Origin of the sequence: Kitasatospora sp. NPDC059673 (assembly GCF_042734215.1) — a bacterium.
GTDB lineage: Bacteria > Actinomycetota > Actinomycetes > Streptomycetales > Streptomycetaceae > Kitasatospora.
The window spans coordinates 183970-201634 of sequence record NZ_JBHWEN010000002.1 but is presented as its reverse complement, the minus strand read 5'-3'; the positions used below and the strand labels follow the sequence as shown (position 1 = coordinate 201634).

The following is a 17665-nucleotide window of genomic DNA, read 5'->3' as shown; positions in this document are numbered from 1 at the left end:
AGCCGCCGATGACGACCAGCACCCCCGCCGCCCGCGCCCCCCAGCAGGACCGCAGTCGCGCCACCCGCCGCCGGCTGCTGGAGGCGGCGGTGGAGTGCCTGGCCGAGGTCGGCTGGAACGGCTCCACCGTCTCGGCGGTCGCCGAACGGGCCGGCGTCACCCGCGGCGCCGCCCAGCACCACTTCCGCACCCGCGAGGACCTGTTCACCGCCGCCGTCGAACACGTCGCCGCCGAGCGGCTGGCCGCCGTCCTGGCGCACGTCAGCGAGCTTCCGCCGCCGGGGCCCGCGCGCACCGAGGCGGTGGTCGAGATGATCGTCCGGCTCTACACCGGCCCGCTGTTCCGGGCCGCCCTGCACCTGTGGGTGGCCGCCGCCACCGAACAGCCGCTGCGCGAGCGGATCGTCACCCTGGAGAACCACGTCGGCCGCGAGGCGCACCGGGCCGCCGTCGAATGGCTGGGCGCCGACGAGAGCGCCACCGGCGTCCGGGAGACCGTCCAGGCGACGCTGGACCTCGCCCGCGGCCTCGGCCTGGCCAACCTGCTCACCGACGACGGCCCGCGCCGGGTCGGCATCGTCCGCCAGTGGTCGCGCCTGCTGGACGCCGCACTGGCCGGCTGAGCGCCCGGACACCGCCCTGACCGGCCGTGAAACCGGCAGATCACCGTCTTCCCCTTGCCCGGAATGGCCCGGATCGAGGAGACTCTCACCTTCGGTCACGTCGCCCGCACGATCACCAGTCGCAGGCGTGCGACGGGCCGTGCAGTCTGGTGGAAGCCGGAACGACCGGCAGAACCGGGGAAGGTACCGGGCAGGTGGCCAACTGAGCACGCACGGATTCGAACAGACGCCCGGCCGCGACGCGGCGGGTGCCGCCTCCGCGCGCCTGGCCGGGCACCGCCTGGTCCCGCTGGCCACCGCGCTGGTCCAGGAGGACGGCCGCATCCTGCACTGGAGCGAGGAGGCCGAGGCCCTCACCGGCTGGCCCGCCCGCGACGCCCTCGGCGCGCACCCCGCCCAGCTGCTGCTCGCCGACGACGGGGCGGACGCCGGTGAGGAACTGTTCCGCAGACTGCTGGCCGGCCGCGGCTGGTCCGGCACCCACCGGGTCCGCCGCCGGGACGGCTCCACCGTCGAGCTGGAGTTCCACACCTACCCGATAGTGGAGCCCGACGGCCGCACCCTGCTGCTGGCCACCGCCTCCGACCTGCACGCCCTGCACGAGGTGGAGTCCGACCTGGCCGTCTTCGACGGCTTCTTCAACCAGTCGCCGATCGGCCTCGCCGTCTACGACACCGACCTGCGCTTCGTCCGCCTCAACGGGGCGCTCGCCCGGATCAACGGCCTCACCGCCGAGCAGCACCTCGGCCGGCGGATCACCGCCGTGCTGCCCGGCATCAACGCCGCCGAGGTCGAAGCCGTCATGCGGCAGGTGCTGGCCACCGGAAAACCCGTCATAGACGCCCGCTCGCACGGCCGCGTCCCCGCCGACCCGCACCACGACCGGGCCTGGTCGGCGTCCTACTTCCGGCTGGAGGACTCCACCGGCCGGGTGCTCGGCGTCTCCTCCTCGATCATCGACGTCACCGAGCGCTTCCAGGCCGAGGCCCGCGCCGCCCGCGCCCAGGAACGCCTGGCACTGATCGCCTCCGCCAGCGCCCACATCGGCACCACCCTCGACCTGCAGCGCACCGCCGAGGAACTGGTCGAGGCGGTCGTCCCGCGGTTCGCCGACTTCGCCACCGTCGACCTGCTCGAACCGGTGGTGCGCGGCGAGGAACCCGCCCCGATCCAGCCCGGAAAGGCCGTCCAGGTCCGCGCCCTGGCCGTCGGCGAGGCCTACGGCACCAGCCTGACCGGCGCCGCCGACCAGGTCGGCGGCACCACCGAGTACGGCGCCGAACGCACCTACACCCAGTGCATGCGCAGCGGCCGCCCGCTGTACAAACCGCAGGTGGACGAGGAGGTGCTGCGCGGCATCGTGCCCAGCGAGGACCGGGTCGCCCCCGGCATCGCCGCCGGCATCCACTCCTACCTGCTGGTGCCGCTGAGCGCCCGCGGCATGGTGCTCGGCGGCGCCGAGTTCATCCGCACCCGCAACCCCGAGCCGTTCAGCGCCGCCGACGTCTCGCTCGCCGAGGAACTCGTCGCCCGCACCGCCCTCGCCATCGACAACGCGCGCCTCTACCGGCGCGAACGCGAAACCGCCCTCACCCTGCAGCGCAGCCTGCTGCCCCAGGAGATCCACCGCACCCTCGGCCTGGAGATCGCCCACCGCTACCTGCCCTCCAGCGTGGTCAGCGAGGTCGGCGGCGACTGGTTCGACGTGGTCCCACTGTCCTGCGGACGGGTCGCCCTGGTGGTCGGCGACGTGATGGGCCACGGCATCCGGGCCGCCGCCACCATGGGCCAACTGCGCACCGTCGCCCGCACCCTGGCCACCCTCGACCTGTCGCCCGAACAGGTCCTCGCCCGGCTCGACGAGACCGCCTCCGCGATCGGCGACGGCCAGTTCGCCACCTGCGTGTGCGCCGTCTACGACCCCGTCGACCGCAGCGTGGTGATCGCCTCAGCCGGCCACCTCCCGCCGGTGCGCGTCGACCCCGACGGCAGCGCCCACGTGATGCACCTGCCGCCCGGCGTCCCGCTCGGCATCGGCGGCGGCGCCTTCGAATCCACCGAGTTCACCCTGCCGCCCGGCTCGACCTTCGCGCTCTACACCGACGGCCTGGTCGAACGCCGCGGCCGCGACATCGACGAGGGCATCGACCTGCTCGCCCGCACCCTCGCCGCCCCGGGCCGCACCCTGGAGGAGAGCTGCGACGCGGCACTGGCCGCGTTGGTCACCGACGGCACCGAGGACGACATCGCGATGATCATGGCCCGGGCGCTGCCCGTGCCAGCCGACCGGATCGCCACCCTGGTCCTCCCCACCGAAGGCCCGCTGCCCGCCCGCGCCCGCCGCTTCACCCGCGCCACCCTGGACAGCTGGAGCCTGTCCACCCTCACCGACTACGCCGAACTCGTGGTCAGCGAACTCGTCACCAACGCCCTGCTGCACGCCGACGCCCCCCGCCGGCTGCGCCTGTTCCGCGACCGCACCCTCACCCTGGAGGTCTCCGACGCCGGCGGCCAGCCGCCCCGGCTGCGCAGCTCCGCCGAGGAGGACGAGGGCGGCCGCGGCATCCACCTGGTCAGCGAACTCGCCCACCGCTGGGGCACCCGCCCCACCAAGAACGGCAAGGTGGTCTGGGCCGAGATCGAACTGCCCTACCGGCCCGGCTGACCTCCGGGGCGCAAACACGCCGCAGTGACACCCGCTCGGCGGCCACCGCTCGCCCGCCCGGCGGGGCTGACGGACAGTCGGAGAAACCCCTCCGTCCGGAAGGCCCCGCCGTGCAACTGCGCCTCCCCGCCGCCGTCACCGCCCTCGTCCTCGGCCTGGCCCTCGCGCCCGCCGCCCTCGCACCCGCCGCCCTCGCCGATCAGGACCCCGACACCGAGGACTCGGACGTCGCGACCGTCATCGCGATCACCGGGGTCGGCATCGATCCGAAGGTCCCCAGCCGGGTCCAGGTCGAACTCACCTACACCTGCGCCCCCACCGACGGCCCGCGCTCGCTCAACACCTCCGTCGAGCAGACCGACCCCGAGGATCCCGCCACCATCGCCTTCGGCTCCACCCGCACCTCACCCGCCCAGGTGGAGTGCGACGGAACCGAGCACACCCAGATCGCGGTGGTGCAGTCCAAGACCAGCAACTGGCTGACCGGCGTGGACGCCGTGGTGATCACCACCCTCACCGACCTCGGCGCCACCCCGCCCGCCTTCGCCGACGCCCGGCAGCTGGCCCTCGACCTGCTGCCCGACGCCTGACTTGAGATCATCCGACCGATCGTCAACCCCGGCGCGCCGCCCGCCCGCCACCGCCCGCGCCGCCCAGACTGGACGCCGGACGGAAGGAACACACGTATGGCCCAGCCCACGACCGCCAGCGGCGCGAGCACCGGGGTGCGCCGCTGGCGGGCCCTCGCGGTGTGCCTGGCCGCCGGATTCATGACGCTGCTCGACGTGTCGATCGTCAATGTCGCGCTGCCGTCCGTGCGCACCGGCCTGCACATGTCGGAAGCCGGACTCCAATGGGTGCTGTCCGGCTACTCACTGGCGTTCGGCCTGGTCCTGGTCCCCGCGGGGCGGCTCGGCGACGCGATCGGCCGCCGCCCTGTCTTCCTCACCGGCCTGGCGGCATTCACCGCCACCAGCGCCCTGGCCGGCGCCGCCCAGAGCGAGGACTGGCTGGTCGCCGCCCGCCTGCTGCAAGGCATGTCCGGCGGACTGCTGGTGCCACAGGTCTCCGGCTTCATCCAGCAACTCTTCCGCGGCGGCGAACGCGCCCGGGCGTTCGGCCTGCTCGGCACCACCATCGGCTTCTCCACCGCCGTCGGCCCGATGCTCGGCGGCCTGCTGATCGCCGCGTTCGGCACCGAGGAAGGCTGGCGCTGGGTCTTCTACGTCAACCTCCCGATCGGCCTCGCCCTGCTCCCCTTCGCCGGCCGCCTGCTGCCCGCCCCCACCCCCGAGACCTGCGCCCGCCGCGACTTCGACCCGGCCGGCGTGCTGCTGCTCGGTACCGGCACCGTCCTGTTGCTGCTCCCGCTGGTCCAGGCCCAGTGGCACGACCCCCGCAAGTGGCTGCTGCTGGCCGGCTCCCTGCTGGTGCTGGCCGCCTTCGCCGGGTGGGAGCTCCGGTACGCCCGCCACCGCGAACCGCTGGTCCACCCCGCGCTGTTCCGCACCCGCTCCTTCACCTCCGGCTCGCTGGTGTCGCTGCTGTACTTCGCCGGGTTCACCGCCGTGTTCTTCGTCTTCACGCTGTACCTGCAGGCCGGCCGCGGCTACAGCGCGCTGTACGCGGGCCTGGCCATCACACCGTTCGCACTGGCCTCCGCGGTCGCCTCCACCGTCGGCGGACGGATCGTGGTCCGCTACGGGCGGCGGCTGATCGCGTTCGGCCTGGCCACCGTCGCCATCGGCCTGGCGTTCGCCGCACTCGCCGTCCACCTCTTCAACGGCCCGTTCGTCGGCTGGGCCACCGCCCTGCCGCTGCTGGTGGCCGGCCTCGGCAGCGGCCTGGTCGTCTCCCCGAACCAGGCCCTCACCCTCAACGAGGTGCCCGTCGCCCGGGCCGGCAGCGCCGGCGGCGTCCTGCAGACCGCCCAACGCATCGGCTCCGCCGCCGGCATCGCCACCGTCGGCGCCACCTTCTTCGGCCACCTGCACACCCCCGCCGACTACCCCGGCGCCTTCCAGCTCAGCCTCGCCGTGGTGATCGCTTTCGTCCTGCTCGCCCTGCTCGCTGCCCTCCGCGACTGAGGACCGGAGCGGGTGCGAAAACAGGGGGGAACTGTGAGGGTGCGAAACCGGGGGCGCGGGGAACTGCGCGAAGGGGAACGCACCCGTCGGCAAGATCGCGACGCAGGACAATGACCTGCACGTGATTGCGACCTGACGGACCTGGCGTGCGCTTGTCGCGCAGTTCCCCCCGGCCCAAGCGGGCCGAGAGGTACCCCCACACGTCCCCGGGTTCGCACCCGCCCGCGCAGCGGCCTACCGCCGTGGCCCGGCGCAGCCGTACAGCGTGGTGCCCACCAGTAGCAGCGCCGCCGCCGTCGCGGTGGCCGCCGTGGTGCCTGCGGGCTGGACCAGCCAGAAGGCCACGTGGCCCGGCCGGCCGGCCATCGGCGGGACCAGCATGGTGAGAGCGAGCCAGCCGGTCGGCAGCGTCCACGCGTACGTGGTGCCCCAGCAGGCGGTGCCGAGCGCGGCCAGACCCACCAGGCCCGCACTGTCGCGGACCACCACCGAGGTGGCGGCGAGATGCGGCCCGGCCCCCTGGACGGCCAGCAGGGCCGCCCCTGCGGCGGCGCCGATCAGCAGGACGTGCGCGACGCGGCGCGGCACCCAGCGGATCGCGGCGGTGCGGTCGAGCACCGTGTCCTGCCCGCCGAGGCCGACGATGGCCGCCAGTACGTTCGCGGTCAGCACGAGGGCGGTGGTCCCCCGGTCCTCCGAGCCGTCCGGAGCGCCGTCCACCAGCGCCCACACGGCCAGCGCGACGGCGGTGACGACGGCGGCCGAGAGCAGCACCTGACGCGAACGGGCGTACAGCACCAGCCAGTTCATCGGGCCTCCGATCCGGTCAGGACAGGCAGACGGTGCTTCATCGAGCAGGACAGCGCGGCGTCGTGCAGCGCGGCGATCCGGGCCCGCTGTTCGGCCGGGGGAGCGGCGGTGAACGCCGTCCACACGGTTCGGGCCTCCTCCCAGGCCTGCTGGTCGTACGTGCCGGCGCCCGGAGTCTCCACCGGCACCATGGTGTTCTCGCCGAGCGCCCAGCTCGCGGCGATGCTCTGCACGGTGGCGTCCTCGACCGAGCCGCCCTCCCGGCCGGTGCGCGGGTAGCAGGTCGGCACCAGGCCCTGCCCGACCAGGGCGCGGGTGAGGTCCAGCCCGCTCTTCCCGTCGAACTCCCGCTCGTCGAAGTCCACCAGGATCGTTCCGGCGGACACCTGCCGGAGGTCGCCGAGGGCGTGCAGCGTGCTGTCCTCGGTGACCGACTGCGGAGCCCGCTCGCCCAGCACGCCGTTCAGGACCCGCAGTGCCTCGGCGCTGCGCGCCGACAGCTCAGGATGCCGGGCCCGGTTCAGTGCGGTGACGCACACCGGCCCGTCGCACACCGGCCGCGCCGCCGCCGGATCCACCACGTAGGTGTGGCGCGCGTCGCCGGGCAGTACCGCCAGCGCCAGGGCCGCGCCCGCCAGCACAGGGGCGAGGGCCAGCAGCCGGGCCCGCCGGGACGCGGCGACCAGCAGGGCGAAGCCGGTCGCGGCCAGGCCCAGCAGCCACAGCGTCTGGCCGAGGTGGACCGAACCGGCCAGGGTGAGCAGCGACTCACGCGGATCGACGGTCACCGGGGAGAGCAGCGCGAGCCGGTTCGGCGTGACGGTGGCACGGGGCGTCGCACCGTCGCCGGTGAACCGCAGCAGGCCCGTCGCCACCAGCGAGAGCACCACTAGCGCGGGCGGAGTCAACACCGACGGCACGGTCCGCGCCACGCCCATGCCGAACACCGCGGCCGCCACCAGGGCGAGCGCCGCCACCAGCGAGATCGGTACCCAGCCCAGCGGCCGGTACCCGGTGTCGCCGAGCGCCACCTGCACCGCGCCCGCCGTCACCACCAGGCCGAACCCGGTCACCAGCACCCCGGCCATCGCCCCGGCGGGCAGCGCGGCGCGCCGCCAGGCCGGCTTCGGCACGGTGCCGAACAGCTCCGCCGTCCCCGAACGCTTGTCGCGCAGGCCGTACAGCGCGCCGACACCGACCGTCAGTGGCAACCAGAACCCCAGCAGCCAGCGCGTCCACATCGCCATCGACGTCCACTGAGCCGTCCAGCCGGCCGTGCCGCGCCACCAGATGCCGTCGATCGCGAACAGGACGGCCAGCGAGCCGCCGAGCACCAGCAGCCCGGCCCACGGCGCGGCCGAGCGACGCAGCTCGGTCCGCAGGACACGTACGTTCACCAGATACCCCCGGGCCGCTCGGTGTGACGGAGCAGCGCCGAGTAGCCGCGCTCCAGCGGGCTGTCGCCCGGGTGTTCGGGGCCGCCCGCGGCGGCCAGGTCCTCCGGGGTGCCCTGGAAGACCAGGCGGCCGTCCGCGAACAGCACCACGTCGGAGCAGGCGGCGGCAACGTCCTCGACGAGGTGGGTGGAGACCACCACGCAGGTGTCCCGGCCGAGTTCCTGCAGCAGTTCGCGAAAACGCAGCCGCTGCGCCGGGTCCAGCCCGGCGGTCGGCTCGTCCAGCAGCAGCAGGTCGGGATCGTTGATGATGGCCTGGGCGATGCCGGCCCGCCGCACCATGCCGCCGGACAGCGTCTTCATCCGGTGATCGGCGCGGTCCGCGAGGCCGACCCGCTCCACCGCCCGCTGGACGGCGCCCGGGATCTCGGCCTTCGGGACCTCCTTCAACCAGGCCATGTACTCGACGAACTCGCGGACAGTGAAGCGCCGGTAGTAGCCGAAGTCCTGCGGCAGGTAGCCGATCCGGCGGCGCAGCGCCCGCAGGTCGGCGCGGCCGGCGGCGGTGCCGAGCAGTTCCAGTTCGCCACCGGCCGGGCGCAGCACGGTGGCCAGCGCCCGGATCAGGGTGGTCTTGCCCGCCCCGTTCGGGCCGAGCAGGCCGTGGGCGCCGGTGCCCAGGCGGAGATCGAGGCCATTGACGGCCATTTTCTTGCGCCCGGCCCGGACGAGCAGGCCCTCGGCCCGGATCTCCCAGGCATGGGTTTTGGGCGCGACGGAGGCCGCGCTGATGGCGCGTGGCATGGGAGTGGTTCCTTCCGATGGGGAGGGGTCAGGTGCGGAGTAGGCGCGTCGGCGGGCGGGCGCGGTGGCGGCGCGCCGAGGGCGAGAAGTGGCGCCCAGCTGGTGGCCCGGAGGGCGGTCAGTGCGGTGGCGGTGTGGCGGGGGTCGTGTTGATGGTGCCGTGGCATGGGGGGTGGGTCCTTCCGGCGGGGAGGGGTCAGGTGTGGGCTGGGCGCGTCGGTGGGCGGGCGCGGTGGTGGCGCCGGGGACGAGCAGTGGCGCTCAGCTGTTGGTGCCGCAGGTGCGAAGGGCGGGCGGCCGGTGGCCCAGGGGGCGGTCAGTGCGGTGGCGGTGTGGCGGGGGTCGTGTTGATGGTGCGTGGCATGGGGGTGGTTCTTTCCGATGGGGAGGGGTCAGGTGTGGAGTAGGCGCGTCGGTGGGCGGGCGCGGTGGTGGCGCCGGGGACGAGGAGTGGCGCCCAGCCGGGCAGCTGTTCGGGCCGCAGGTGCGAATGGCGGTCAGTGCGGTGGCGGTGTGGCGGGGGTCGTGTTGATGGTGCGTGGCATGGGGGGTGGGTCCTTCCGGCGGGGAGGGGTCAGGTGTGGGGTGTGGAGTAGGCGCGTCGGCGGGCGAGCACGGTGGTGGCGCCGAGGACGAGCAGCGCCGCCCAGTCGGGCAGGTGTTCGGGCCGCAGGACGAACGGCAGGCGGCCGGTGGCCCAGACGGGGGCCGCGACGGCGGCGGCCCAGACGGCGATCAGCGCGGCGGCGGCGCGGCCGACGCCGATGACGCTGCCGAGGGCGAGCGCGGTGGTGGTGAAGGCGAGCGAGGGCAGCAGCCACTGCGCGGCCGTCATCGCCCCGGTCAGCGGGCCCGCCGCCAGCAGTACCGGCACCACCGCGGCCAGCGCGGCGGCGGTGCGCCGCAGCAGCAGCGGGAGGCCGGAGCGCGGGGTGGAGGCGGTCAGCTCGTGTGCCGGGTCGAGGCCGGTCGCCCAGGTCGCGGCGGCTGCGCACAGCGGCAGCACGGGCGCCACCAGCAGCAGCGGCGACACCTGGCCGGACAGGTCCGGCGGCCCGGCGGCGTCCAGCACCAGCGCCAGCAGCACCACCGCGACGGCGGTCAGCAGCCAGAGCACCACGGCCGGCGCGGCCCAGACCGGCCGCCACCTGGCCAGGCGGCGGCGCACGGGCACCGGGCGGGCCGCGTCCAGTTGCGGCAGCAGCGCGGCGTGGACGGAGTCGACGAGCGCCGCGACGCCGGGCACCCGGGCGGGCACGGCGGCCGTCAGCAGTCCCCGGCAGTGCGGGCAGTCCTCCAGGTGGGCCTCCAGAGCCCAGACGGTGTCCGCGGGCAGGTCGTCGCCGCCGCGCGCGTACGCGTCGATCAGCCCGGCCGATGCGTGTTCCGCTTTCATGCCAGTTCCTTCCGCATCGCGATCCGGGCCCGGCGGGCGCGGGTCTTGACCGTGCCTTCGGGCAGTCTGAGCAGGACGGCGGTCTCCCGGACGGAGAGCCCGTCGAGGACGGTGGCCTGCAGCACCGCGCGCAGTTCGGGGGCCAGGCGCCGCAGCGCGTCCCCCACGTCGCCGCCGACCGACGCGGCCAGCGCCTCGTCCTCGGCGGCCGGGGCGGTGGCCGTACCGGCCGCGGCGGCCGGCGGCTCGGCGTGGTGCGCGCGGCGGCGGAAGGCGTCGACCAGGCGGCGGGCCGCGATGGTCCACAGCCAGCCGACGGCGCTGCCGCCCACCGCGCTGCCGGCGAACGCGCCCGCCGCGCGCCAGACCGCGAGATAGGTCTCCTGCATGACCTCGGCGACGATCTGCTCGTCCGCGCACCGGCGGCGCAGGCGCACCGCCAGCCACGGGGCGGTGCGCCGGTACAGCTCGTCGAACGCCGCCCGGTCGCTCCTGGCGACCAGGCGGAGCAGACGTTCCTCGTCCAGCTCGTGCAGTGCTCTCCCGCGTGCTCTCACACCTGCCAGACGCGAGGGCTTGCGCCCGGGTTCTTGCCGCGGCGTGATCCCCGTCACATGACGTCGGGTCGGGTCGTGGGCGCGAAACGCCGGCGGGCGCGAAGCCGGGGGCGCGGGGAACTGCGCGGGAAGGGAGCGCAACGTCCGCAAGGTCGCGATCAAGTGCAGGTCACTGTCCTGCGTTGCGATCTCACGGTTGGGTGCGTTCCCCTTCGCGCAGTTCCCCGCGCCCCTGTTGCGCTCTCCCCCTCAGGCCAGCCCCGCGACCCCGCGGACGGCGACTCGCAGGGCCGCGGCCGGGTCGCCGACGGCGCCGGTGGCGCGCCAGCCGACGAAGCCGTCCGGGCGCACCAGCGCGGCGCCGCCCGGGTGCAGTCCGTACGCTTCGGGCCAGGTGGTGGGGGAGACCGGCCCGGTGGGGCGGGCGCCGGACGGGGGGTCGGCGGGCGGCTCGGGCACCAGGTCGCCGCCCTCGCCGACCAGCAGGCAGCGCACCGGCACCCCGGTCTGCTCGGCCACCTGTAGGGCGGCCGTCGGCCAGGCCCGGCCGCCCTGGACCGGGGCCAGCAGCAGCGGACCGCCGTCGAACAGGTCGAGGGTGGACAGCCGCTTGCCGGCGACGTCGCGCAGCCACAGGTGCGGGGCGCGGGTGCCGGGTTCGCCGGTGGCGGCGAAGCGCTCGGGGACGACACCCGCCGTGGCGTCCGCGCCGACCAGCGCACCCTCGGGGTAGCGGTAACCGAGCGCCACCGCAAGGACGTTGGTGCGGGGCCCGCCGGTGGGGGCGGCGTCGAAACCGGGGTGCTGGTGTTCCACCGAGCGGGCCGCCGCCCGGGCCGCGGTCTGCACGGCGACCGGGCGGCGCTCGCTCTCGTAGGAGTCCAGCAGCCGCGGCCCGCCCCAGCCGGCCAGGACGGCGGCGAGCTTCCAGGCCAGGTTGTGGGCGTCCTGGATCCCGGTGTTGGAGCCGAACGCGCCGGTCGGCGGCATCTCGTGCGCGGCGTCCCCGACCAGGAACACCCGCCCGGCGCCGTACCGGTCGGCGACCCGCTCGGCGGCGTGCCACGGGGCCCGGCCGGTGATTTCCACCTCCAGGTCGGGCACCCCGGCGGCGGCCCGGATGTGCGCGACGCAGCGGGCGTCCGTGAAGTCCTCGACGCTCTCGCCGCGTTCGGGGTGCCAGGGCAGGTGGAACACCCACTGCTCGCGGTTGTCGACGGGCAGCAGCGCGCCCGCCCCCGCCGGATCGGTCAGGTAGCAGGCGATGAACCGCCGGTCCCCGACCACGTCCGCCAGCCGCTTGGCCCGGAAGGTGACGCTGATGTTGTGGAACAGGTCGCCGCGCCCGGACTGCCCGATGCCCAGGCATTCCCGGACGGGGCTGCGCGGCCCGTCCGCGGCGATCAGATAGTCGGCCCGCACCTCGCGCTTCTCACCGGTGGCACGGTCCAGCAGCAGCCCCGTCACCCCGTCGGCGTCCTGCTCGAAGGAGACCAGCTCGGTGTTGAAACGGACGTCGCCACGTGCGGCGGCGTGCCGCCGCAGCACCGGCTCCAGGTCGTTCTGGCTGCACAGGCACCAGGAGGACGGGCTGAACCTGGCCAGGCCCCCGCCGGGGTCGATCTCCCGGAACAGCCACTCCTGCTCGCCGCCGGACAGCGTCTCGGCCTGCAGGATGCCGTGGTTGTCGGCCAGCACCGACGCGGCCGCCCGGATGTCCGCCTCCACCCCGGCGGCCCGGAACAGCTCCATGGTCCGCAGGTTGTTGCCGCGCCCGCGCGGATGCCGGGAGGTCTCCGCGTGCCGCTCCACCAGCAGATGCGGCACGCCGAGCCGGCCGAGGAAGAGGGACGCCGACAGCCCCACCAGGGAACCGCCCGCGACCAGGACCGGCACCCGGTCCGCCATCTGTGTGTTCATCAGCTCTGCTCCATCCGTGCAGGGCGCTGGATGCGCCAGACCCGACATCCATCCCCCACCACCGACGGCCACGCAGGGTGCTTCGCCCGGATGGCCGCGAACTCTCGCGCCACCCCCGTACCCCCGTGACGATCGAGTGCGAACCACGCCCCGCCCGCCGACCCGCACGGCACCGGCCGGCCGAGGGCCCATGTGAACAAACGACAGGATCCGCCGCCATGACCCTGCTCTCCACAACCGAGGAGACCGCCACCACCGGCCGGCCCGCCACGGGCCGGCTTCGCGTCGTCCTGATGCTCGACGTCCACGACGGCGCCCAGGACCACTTCCTGAACGTCTACGAACTGCTGCGCCACCAGGTGGCCGCCGTCCCCGGCCACATCAGTGACCAGCTCTGCCAGTCCATCGACGACCCGTCCCGCTGGCTGATCACCAGCGAATGGGAGAGCGCCCCACCGTTCCTCGCCTGGGTCGACAGCCCCGCCCACCGCGAGATGGTCAAGCCGCTGCACGGCTGCGTCCGCGACACCCGCTCGCTGCGCTACACCGTGCTGCGCGAAACCCAGGGCGAGCACACCATCGACAGCCTCGCCGCCCCGCTGGGCCCCGGCGAGCACCACCCGGGCGTGCCCGCCACGCCCCGGCCCGGGCCCGACGGCGTGGTGCGGCACGCGCTCAGCTTCACCGTGCGGCCCGGCACCGAGGCCAAGGCCGCCGAACTGCTGGCCGGCTACCGCTCCCCGCAGGCCCGGGTCGACGACACCACCCGGCTGCTGCGCACCTCGCTCTTCATGCGCGGCAACCGGATCGTGCGCTGCGTCGAAGTCGCCGGCGACCTGGTTGCCGCGCTGCGGCACGTCGCCCAGCAACCCGAGGTGCGGGCCGTCGAAGAAGCCATCAACCCGTACCTGGAGGAGAGGCGCGACCTGAACGACCCGCTGGCCGCCCGCGACTTCTTCCTGCGCGCCGCGCTGCCTGCTGTCCACCACCACGCCGCGCTGAAGGCCGGCCCGGTGCAGCGGCACGCCTACCTGTACCCGGTCCGCCCCGGCTGCGGCGCCGCGCTCGCCGAACTGCTGGCCGGCGAGGACCAGCACGCCGCCGCCGACCCCGGCTCGCCGCTGGTGCGCGCCACCGTCCACTGCCGCGAGGACCTGGTGGTCCGCCTGGTGGACCTGCTCACCGACCCCGCGAGCGACCCCGCCACCGCCCTCGGCGTGGCCGGCCCGCGCGCCGCCGCGGTGCTCGGCAAGCTCGCCGACATCCCCGCCGAACACCCCGTGCCCAGCGCCGACGGCCTGCGTCACCTGCTCGCCGAATGCACCATGACCCCGGTCACCGACCGCCGCTCCGCCGACGTCTGACCACCCGCCCCCGCACATCCCACGCCCGGAAGGAAGTCCACCGTGACCACCGAGATGCCACGAGTCGTCCACGTCGACGACGCGCCCCCGAACCGCAAGCGCGGCGGCGACCTGCGGGCCATGCTCACCCCGACGGCGGTCGGCGCGACCAGCGGCTTCATGGGGGTGGCGATCGTCGAACCGGGGGAGCGGATCGGCGAGCACTACCACCCGTACTCCGAGGAGTTCGTGTTCGTGATGTCCGGCGAACTCGAGGTCGACCTCGACGGCAAGACCCAGCCGCTGCGGCCCAACCAGGGCCTGATGATTCCGATCGGGATGAAGCACCGGTTCCGCAACGTCGGCGCCGGCCAGGCCCGGATGGTCTTCCACCTGGGGCCGCTCGCGCCCCGCCCCGAACTCGGCCACGTCGACACCGAGGAGGAGAGCACCTCCGAAGCCGGCCCGCCGGAACCGGCAGGGGCAGCCTCGTGAACCGCCGGGTCGCGGTGACCGGGATCGGCGTGGTCGCACCCGGCGGCATCGGCGTCCCGCAGTTCTGGGCGCTGCTCACCGCCGGCCGCACCGCCACCCGCGGCATCACGCTGTTCGACCCCGACGGCTTCCGCTCCCGGATCGCCGCCGAGTGCGACTTCGACCCCGCCGCGCACGGCCTGACCGCCGACCAGATCGCCCGCAACGACCGCTACGTGCAGTTCGCGCTGGTCGCCGCCGCCGAGGCGCTCGCCGACGCCGGACTCGAACCCGAACGCGAGGACCCCTGGCGCATCGGTGTCTCGCTCGGCACCGCGGTCGGCGGCACCACCCGGCTGGAAGCCGACTACGTGCTGGTCAGCGGCCGCGGCGAGCACTGGGACGTCGATCACCGGCCCGCCCGGCCGCACCTGGAACGGGCCTTCACCCCGGCCACGCTGGCCTCCGCGGTCGCCGAACGGATCGGCGCGCACGGCCCCGTGCAGACCGTCTCCACCGGCTGCACCTCCGGCCTCGACGCCGTCGGCTACGCCGCCCTCAGCATCGAGGAGGGCCGCGCCGACGTGATCGTCGCCGGGGCCTGCGACTCGCCGATCTCACCGATCACCGTCGCCTGCTTCGACGCCATCAAGGCCACCTCGGCCCGCAACGACGACCCCGAACACGCCTCCCGCCCGTTCGACGCGAGCCGCGACGGCTTCGTGCTCGGCGAGGGCGGCGCCGTCATCGTGCTGGAGGAATGGGAGCACGCCAAGCGGCGCGGCGCCCGGATCTACGCCGAACTCGGCGGCTTCGCCACCTTCGGCAACGCCTACCACATGACCGGCCTCACCCAGGAAGGCGTGGAGATGTCCGAAGCCATCGACCGCGCCCTCGCCCACGCGCGACTGCCCGGCGATGCCATCGACTACGTCAACGCGCACGGCTCCGGCACCAAGCAGAACGACCGGCACGAGACCGCCGCCGTCAAACGCTCCCTCGGCGCGCACGCCCGGCGCACCCCGATGAGCTCCATCAAGTCGATGGTCGGGCACTCGCTCGGCGCGATCGGCGCCATCGAACTGGTCGCCTGCACCCTCGCCCTGCACCACGGTGTGGTCCCGCCGACCGCCAACTACACCGAACGCGATCCCGAGTGCGACCTCGACTACGTCCCCCGCACCGCCCGCGAACTGCCGCTGCGCCACGTGCTGTCGGTGGGCAGCGGCTTCGGCGGCTTCCAGTCCGCGGTGGTGCTGAGCAGAGTGGAGACGGCGGCATGAACCCGACCCGCAGCGCGGTGATCACCGGAGTCGGCGTGGTCTCCCCGCACGGCATCGGCGCCGACGACTACTGGAAGGCCCTCGGCGAGGGCCGCTCCGCCCTCGCGCTCATCGACCGCGAGGGCTGCGAGCGGCTCCCGCTGCGGGTCGCCGGCCTGGTGCGCGGCTTCGACGCCGAAGAGTACGTCGAGCCGCGCTACCTGGTGCAGACCGACCGGTTCACCCACTTCGCGATGGCCGCCGCCGAACTCGCCATGGCCGACGCTGACCTGACGCCGCAGCCGGACGACCCGTTCCAGGTCGCCGTGGTCACCGCGGCCGGCTCCGGCGGCGGCGAGTTCGGCCAGCGCGAACTCCAGCACCTGTGGGCCGAAGGACCCCACCACGTCGGCCCCTACCAGTCGATCGCCTGGTTCTACGCCGCCTCCACCGGCCAGATCTCCATCCGCGGCGGCTTCAAGGGCCCGTGCGGCGTGGTCGCCTCCGACGAGGCCGGCGGCCTCGACGCCCTCGCGCACGCCGCCCGCGCCGTCGGCCGCGGCACCGACACCGTCCTGGCCGGCGCCGCCGAAGCCCCCATCGCCCCGTACTCGATGGTCTGCCAACTCGGCTACCCCGGACTGTCCACCACCGACGACCCCGACCGCGCCTACCGGCCGTTCGGCTCCGACGCGGACGGCTTCGTCCCCGCCGAGGGCGGCGCCATGTTCGTGGTCGAGGACGCCGACACCGCCCGCCGGCGCGGCGCCCGCACCCGGGCCCGGATCGCCGGACACACCGCCACCTTCACCGGCGCCGCCCGCTGGGCCGAAAGCCGCGAAGGACTCGCCCACGCCGTCCGCGGCGCCCTCGCCGAGGCACACTGCGCGCCCGACGAGATCGACGTGGTCTTCGCCGACGCCCTCGGCATCCCCGAGGCCGACCGCGCCGAAGCCCTCGCCCTGGCCGACGCGCTCGGCGAACACGCCGAGCGCGTCCCCGTCACCGCCCCCAAGGCCGGCTTCGGCCGCGCCCACTGCGGCGCCCCCGCGCTCGACGTGGCCGCCGCCGTGCTCGCCCTCGAACAGGGCCTGATCCCGCCCACCCCGCACACCGCGGACTGCCCGTACGGCCTCGACCTGGTCATCGGCCACCCGCGGCCCGCCGAACTGCGCACCGCCCTGGTGCTCAGCCGCGGCCAGATGGGCTCCAACACCGCCCTGGTGCTGCGCCGGGCCTGACCCCACCCCACCGCTAGGAGCAACAGATGGCATCCGAGATCACCTACGAGGAACTCGCCACCCTGATCAAGGCCCGGGCCGGCGTCCAGGTCACCGTCGACGAACTGGCCGACCCGGGCTGCATGTTCCTCGACCTCGGCGTCGACTCGCTGGGGGTGCTCGGCGTCCTCGCCGACCTGGAGAACCGCTACAGCGTCTCCATCGACTCCTCCGAACTGCTCGGCCGCCCCGTCGCCGAGTTCCTGCAGACCGTCAACTCCACCGTGAAAGCTGGTGCCTGAGATGCCCGGACACACCGACAACACCATCCTCATCAACGCCCCCGTCGACCTGGTCTGGGACATGACCAACGACCTGGAGCAGTGGCCCCAGCTGTTCAGCGAGTACGCCTCCGTCGAGGTCCTCGACCGGCAGGGCCCGCTGGTGAAGTTCCGGCTCACCATGCACCCCGACGAGAACGGCCAGGTGTGGAGCTGGGTCTCCGAACGCGAGACCGACCGCGACGCGCTCACCGTCCGCGCCCGCCGCGTCGAACCCGGCCCGTTCGAATTCATGGAGATCCGCTGGGAGTACGAGGACCTCCCGCAAGGCACCCGGATGCGCTGGATCCAGGACTTCGCGATGAAGCCCACCGCCCCCGTCGACGACCTCCAGATGACCGACATGATCAACCAGAACTCCAAGGTCCAGATGGAACTGATCCGCGCCAAGGTCGAACACCGCGCCGGCGCGGCCCGGTGACCGGCATGCACCGCGCCCTGATCGTCGCCCGGATGAAACCCGGCACCGCCGACCACATCGCCGGCGTCTTCGCCGACTCCGACCGCGGCCCGCTGCCCGGACTGATCGGCGTCCACGGCCGCAGCCTGTTCCAGTACGGCGACATCTACCTCCACCTGATCGAGTCCGAGCGCCCCGCCGGACCCGAGGTCGCCAAGTACACCGACCACCCCGAATTCCGCGACATCAGCGAACGGCTCGCCGTCTACGTCGACGCCTACGACCCGTCGACCTGGCGCAGCCCCAAGGACGCCATGGCCCACGAGTTCTACCGCTGGGACCGCTGAACCATCCTGCGCTGTACACG

At 74.2% G+C, this 17665-nt stretch carries 17 protein-coding genes; 11 read left to right on the top strand and 6 right to left on the bottom strand.

Features of this window, described 5'->3' with window-relative positions; all coding sequences use genetic code 11:
- The first annotated feature begins 8 nt into the window (after nt 1–8).
- From ACFV18_RS03265 to ACFV18_RS03250, 4 genes are all read left to right on the top strand, one after another.
- Entirely contained in the window at nt 9–623 is a 615-nt protein-coding gene (locus ACFV18_RS03265; RefSeq protein ID WP_380478664.1) for a TetR/AcrR family transcriptional regulator, read from the top strand.
- Nucleotides 624–762: 139 nt separating this feature from the next.
- Nucleotides 763–3288 carry a SpoIIE family protein phosphatase gene (locus ACFV18_RS03260; RefSeq protein WP_380478662.1) on the top strand — a complete coding sequence of 842 codons (2526 nt, stop codon included), beginning with the start codon at nt 763–765 and terminating at the stop codon, nt 3286–3288.
- A 110-nt stretch (nt 3289–3398) separates the two neighbouring features.
- Entirely contained in the window at nt 3399–3878 is a 480-nt protein-coding gene (locus ACFV18_RS03255) for a hypothetical protein (RefSeq protein ID WP_380478660.1), read from the top strand.
- Nucleotides 3879–3974: 96 nt separating this feature from the next.
- The gene (locus ACFV18_RS03250) at nt 3975–5375 is read left to right on the top strand and encodes an MFS transporter (protein ID WP_380478658.1); all 1401 of its coding nucleotides are present in this window, start codon (nt 3975–3977) and stop codon (nt 5373–5375) included.
- A gap of 234 nt (nt 5376–5609) precedes the next feature.
- Here the strand turns inward: ACFV18_RS03250 and ACFV18_RS03245 are convergent, their stop codons facing one another.
- From ACFV18_RS03245 to ACFV18_RS03220, 6 genes are all read right to left on the bottom strand, one after another.
- Nucleotides 5610–6185, bottom strand: coding sequence for a hypothetical protein (locus ACFV18_RS03245; protein WP_380478656.1), 576 nt, complete (start codon nt 6183–6185; stop codon nt 5610–5612).
- On the bottom strand, nt 6182–7582 hold the full coding sequence (locus ACFV18_RS03240; RefSeq protein ID WP_380478654.1) for a hypothetical protein: 1401 nt from the start codon (nt 7580–7582) through the stop codon (nt 6182–6184). The genes ACFV18_RS03245 and ACFV18_RS03240 overlap by 4 nt, the downstream gene beginning before the upstream one ends.
- Complete coding sequence (locus ACFV18_RS03235; RefSeq protein ID WP_380478652.1) at nt 7579–8385, bottom strand: ABC transporter ATP-binding protein; 807 nt, start codon at nt 8383–8385, stop codon at nt 7579–7581. The genes ACFV18_RS03240 and ACFV18_RS03235 overlap by 4 nt, the downstream gene beginning before the upstream one ends.
- 574 nt (nt 8386–8959) lie before the next feature.
- Nucleotides 8960–9781, bottom strand: coding sequence for a zf-HC2 domain-containing protein (locus tag ACFV18_RS03230; RefSeq protein WP_380478650.1), 822 nt, complete (start codon nt 9779–9781; stop codon nt 8960–8962).
- Nucleotides 9778–10338, bottom strand: a complete 561-nt coding sequence (locus ACFV18_RS03225; RefSeq protein WP_380478648.1) for an RNA polymerase sigma factor — start codon at nt 10336–10338, stop codon at nt 9778–9780. Before ACFV18_RS03225 ends, ACFV18_RS03230 begins: the two co-directional genes overlap by 4 nt.
- 249 nt (nt 10339–10587) lie before the next feature.
- A complete protein-coding gene (locus ACFV18_RS03220; RefSeq protein WP_380478646.1) occupies nt 10588–12258 on the bottom strand; it encodes an FAD-dependent oxidoreductase in 1671 nt (556 codons plus the stop codon).
- 218 nt (nt 12259–12476) lie between these two features.
- Here ACFV18_RS03220 and ACFV18_RS03215 point away from each other — a divergent pair, with 218 nt between their 5' ends.
- The 7 genes from ACFV18_RS03215 to ACFV18_RS03185 are packed head-to-tail and all read left to right on the top strand — an operon-like array spanning nt 12477 to nt 17645.
- On the top strand, nt 12477–13622 hold the full coding sequence (locus tag ACFV18_RS03215; RefSeq protein WP_380478644.1) for a SchA/CurD-like domain-containing protein: 1146 nt from the start codon (nt 12477–12479) through the stop codon (nt 13620–13622).
- Between the two features lie 42 nt (nt 13623–13664).
- Nucleotides 13665–14096, top strand: a complete 432-nt coding sequence (locus tag ACFV18_RS03210; protein ID WP_380478642.1) for a cupin domain-containing protein — start codon at nt 13665–13667, stop codon at nt 14094–14096.
- On the top strand, nt 14093–15358 hold the full coding sequence (locus ACFV18_RS03205) for a beta-ketoacyl-[acyl-carrier-protein] synthase family protein (protein ID WP_380478641.1): 1266 nt from the start codon (nt 14093–14095) through the stop codon (nt 15356–15358). The genes ACFV18_RS03210 and ACFV18_RS03205 overlap by 4 nt, the downstream gene beginning before the upstream one ends.
- Complete coding sequence (locus tag ACFV18_RS03200) at nt 15355–16578, top strand: beta-ketoacyl synthase N-terminal-like domain-containing protein (protein ID WP_380478639.1); 1224 nt, start codon at nt 15355–15357, stop codon at nt 16576–16578. Before ACFV18_RS03205 ends, ACFV18_RS03200 begins: the two co-directional genes overlap by 4 nt.
- Nucleotides 16579–16604: 26 nt before the next feature.
- A complete protein-coding gene (locus ACFV18_RS03195) occupies nt 16605–16859 on the top strand; it encodes an acyl carrier protein (protein WP_380478637.1) in 255 nt (84 codons plus the stop codon).
- A gap of 1 nt (nt 16860) precedes the next feature.
- On the top strand, nt 16861–17319 hold the full coding sequence (locus ACFV18_RS03190) for an SRPBCC family protein (RefSeq protein WP_380478635.1): 459 nt from the start codon (nt 16861–16863) through the stop codon (nt 17317–17319).
- 5 nt (nt 17320–17324) lie between these two features.
- Nucleotides 17325–17645 carry a TcmI family type II polyketide cyclase gene (locus ACFV18_RS03185; RefSeq protein ID WP_380478633.1) on the top strand — a complete coding sequence of 107 codons (321 nt, stop codon included), beginning with the start codon at nt 17325–17327 and terminating at the stop codon, nt 17643–17645.
- Nucleotides 17646–17665: the final 20 nt, after the last annotated feature.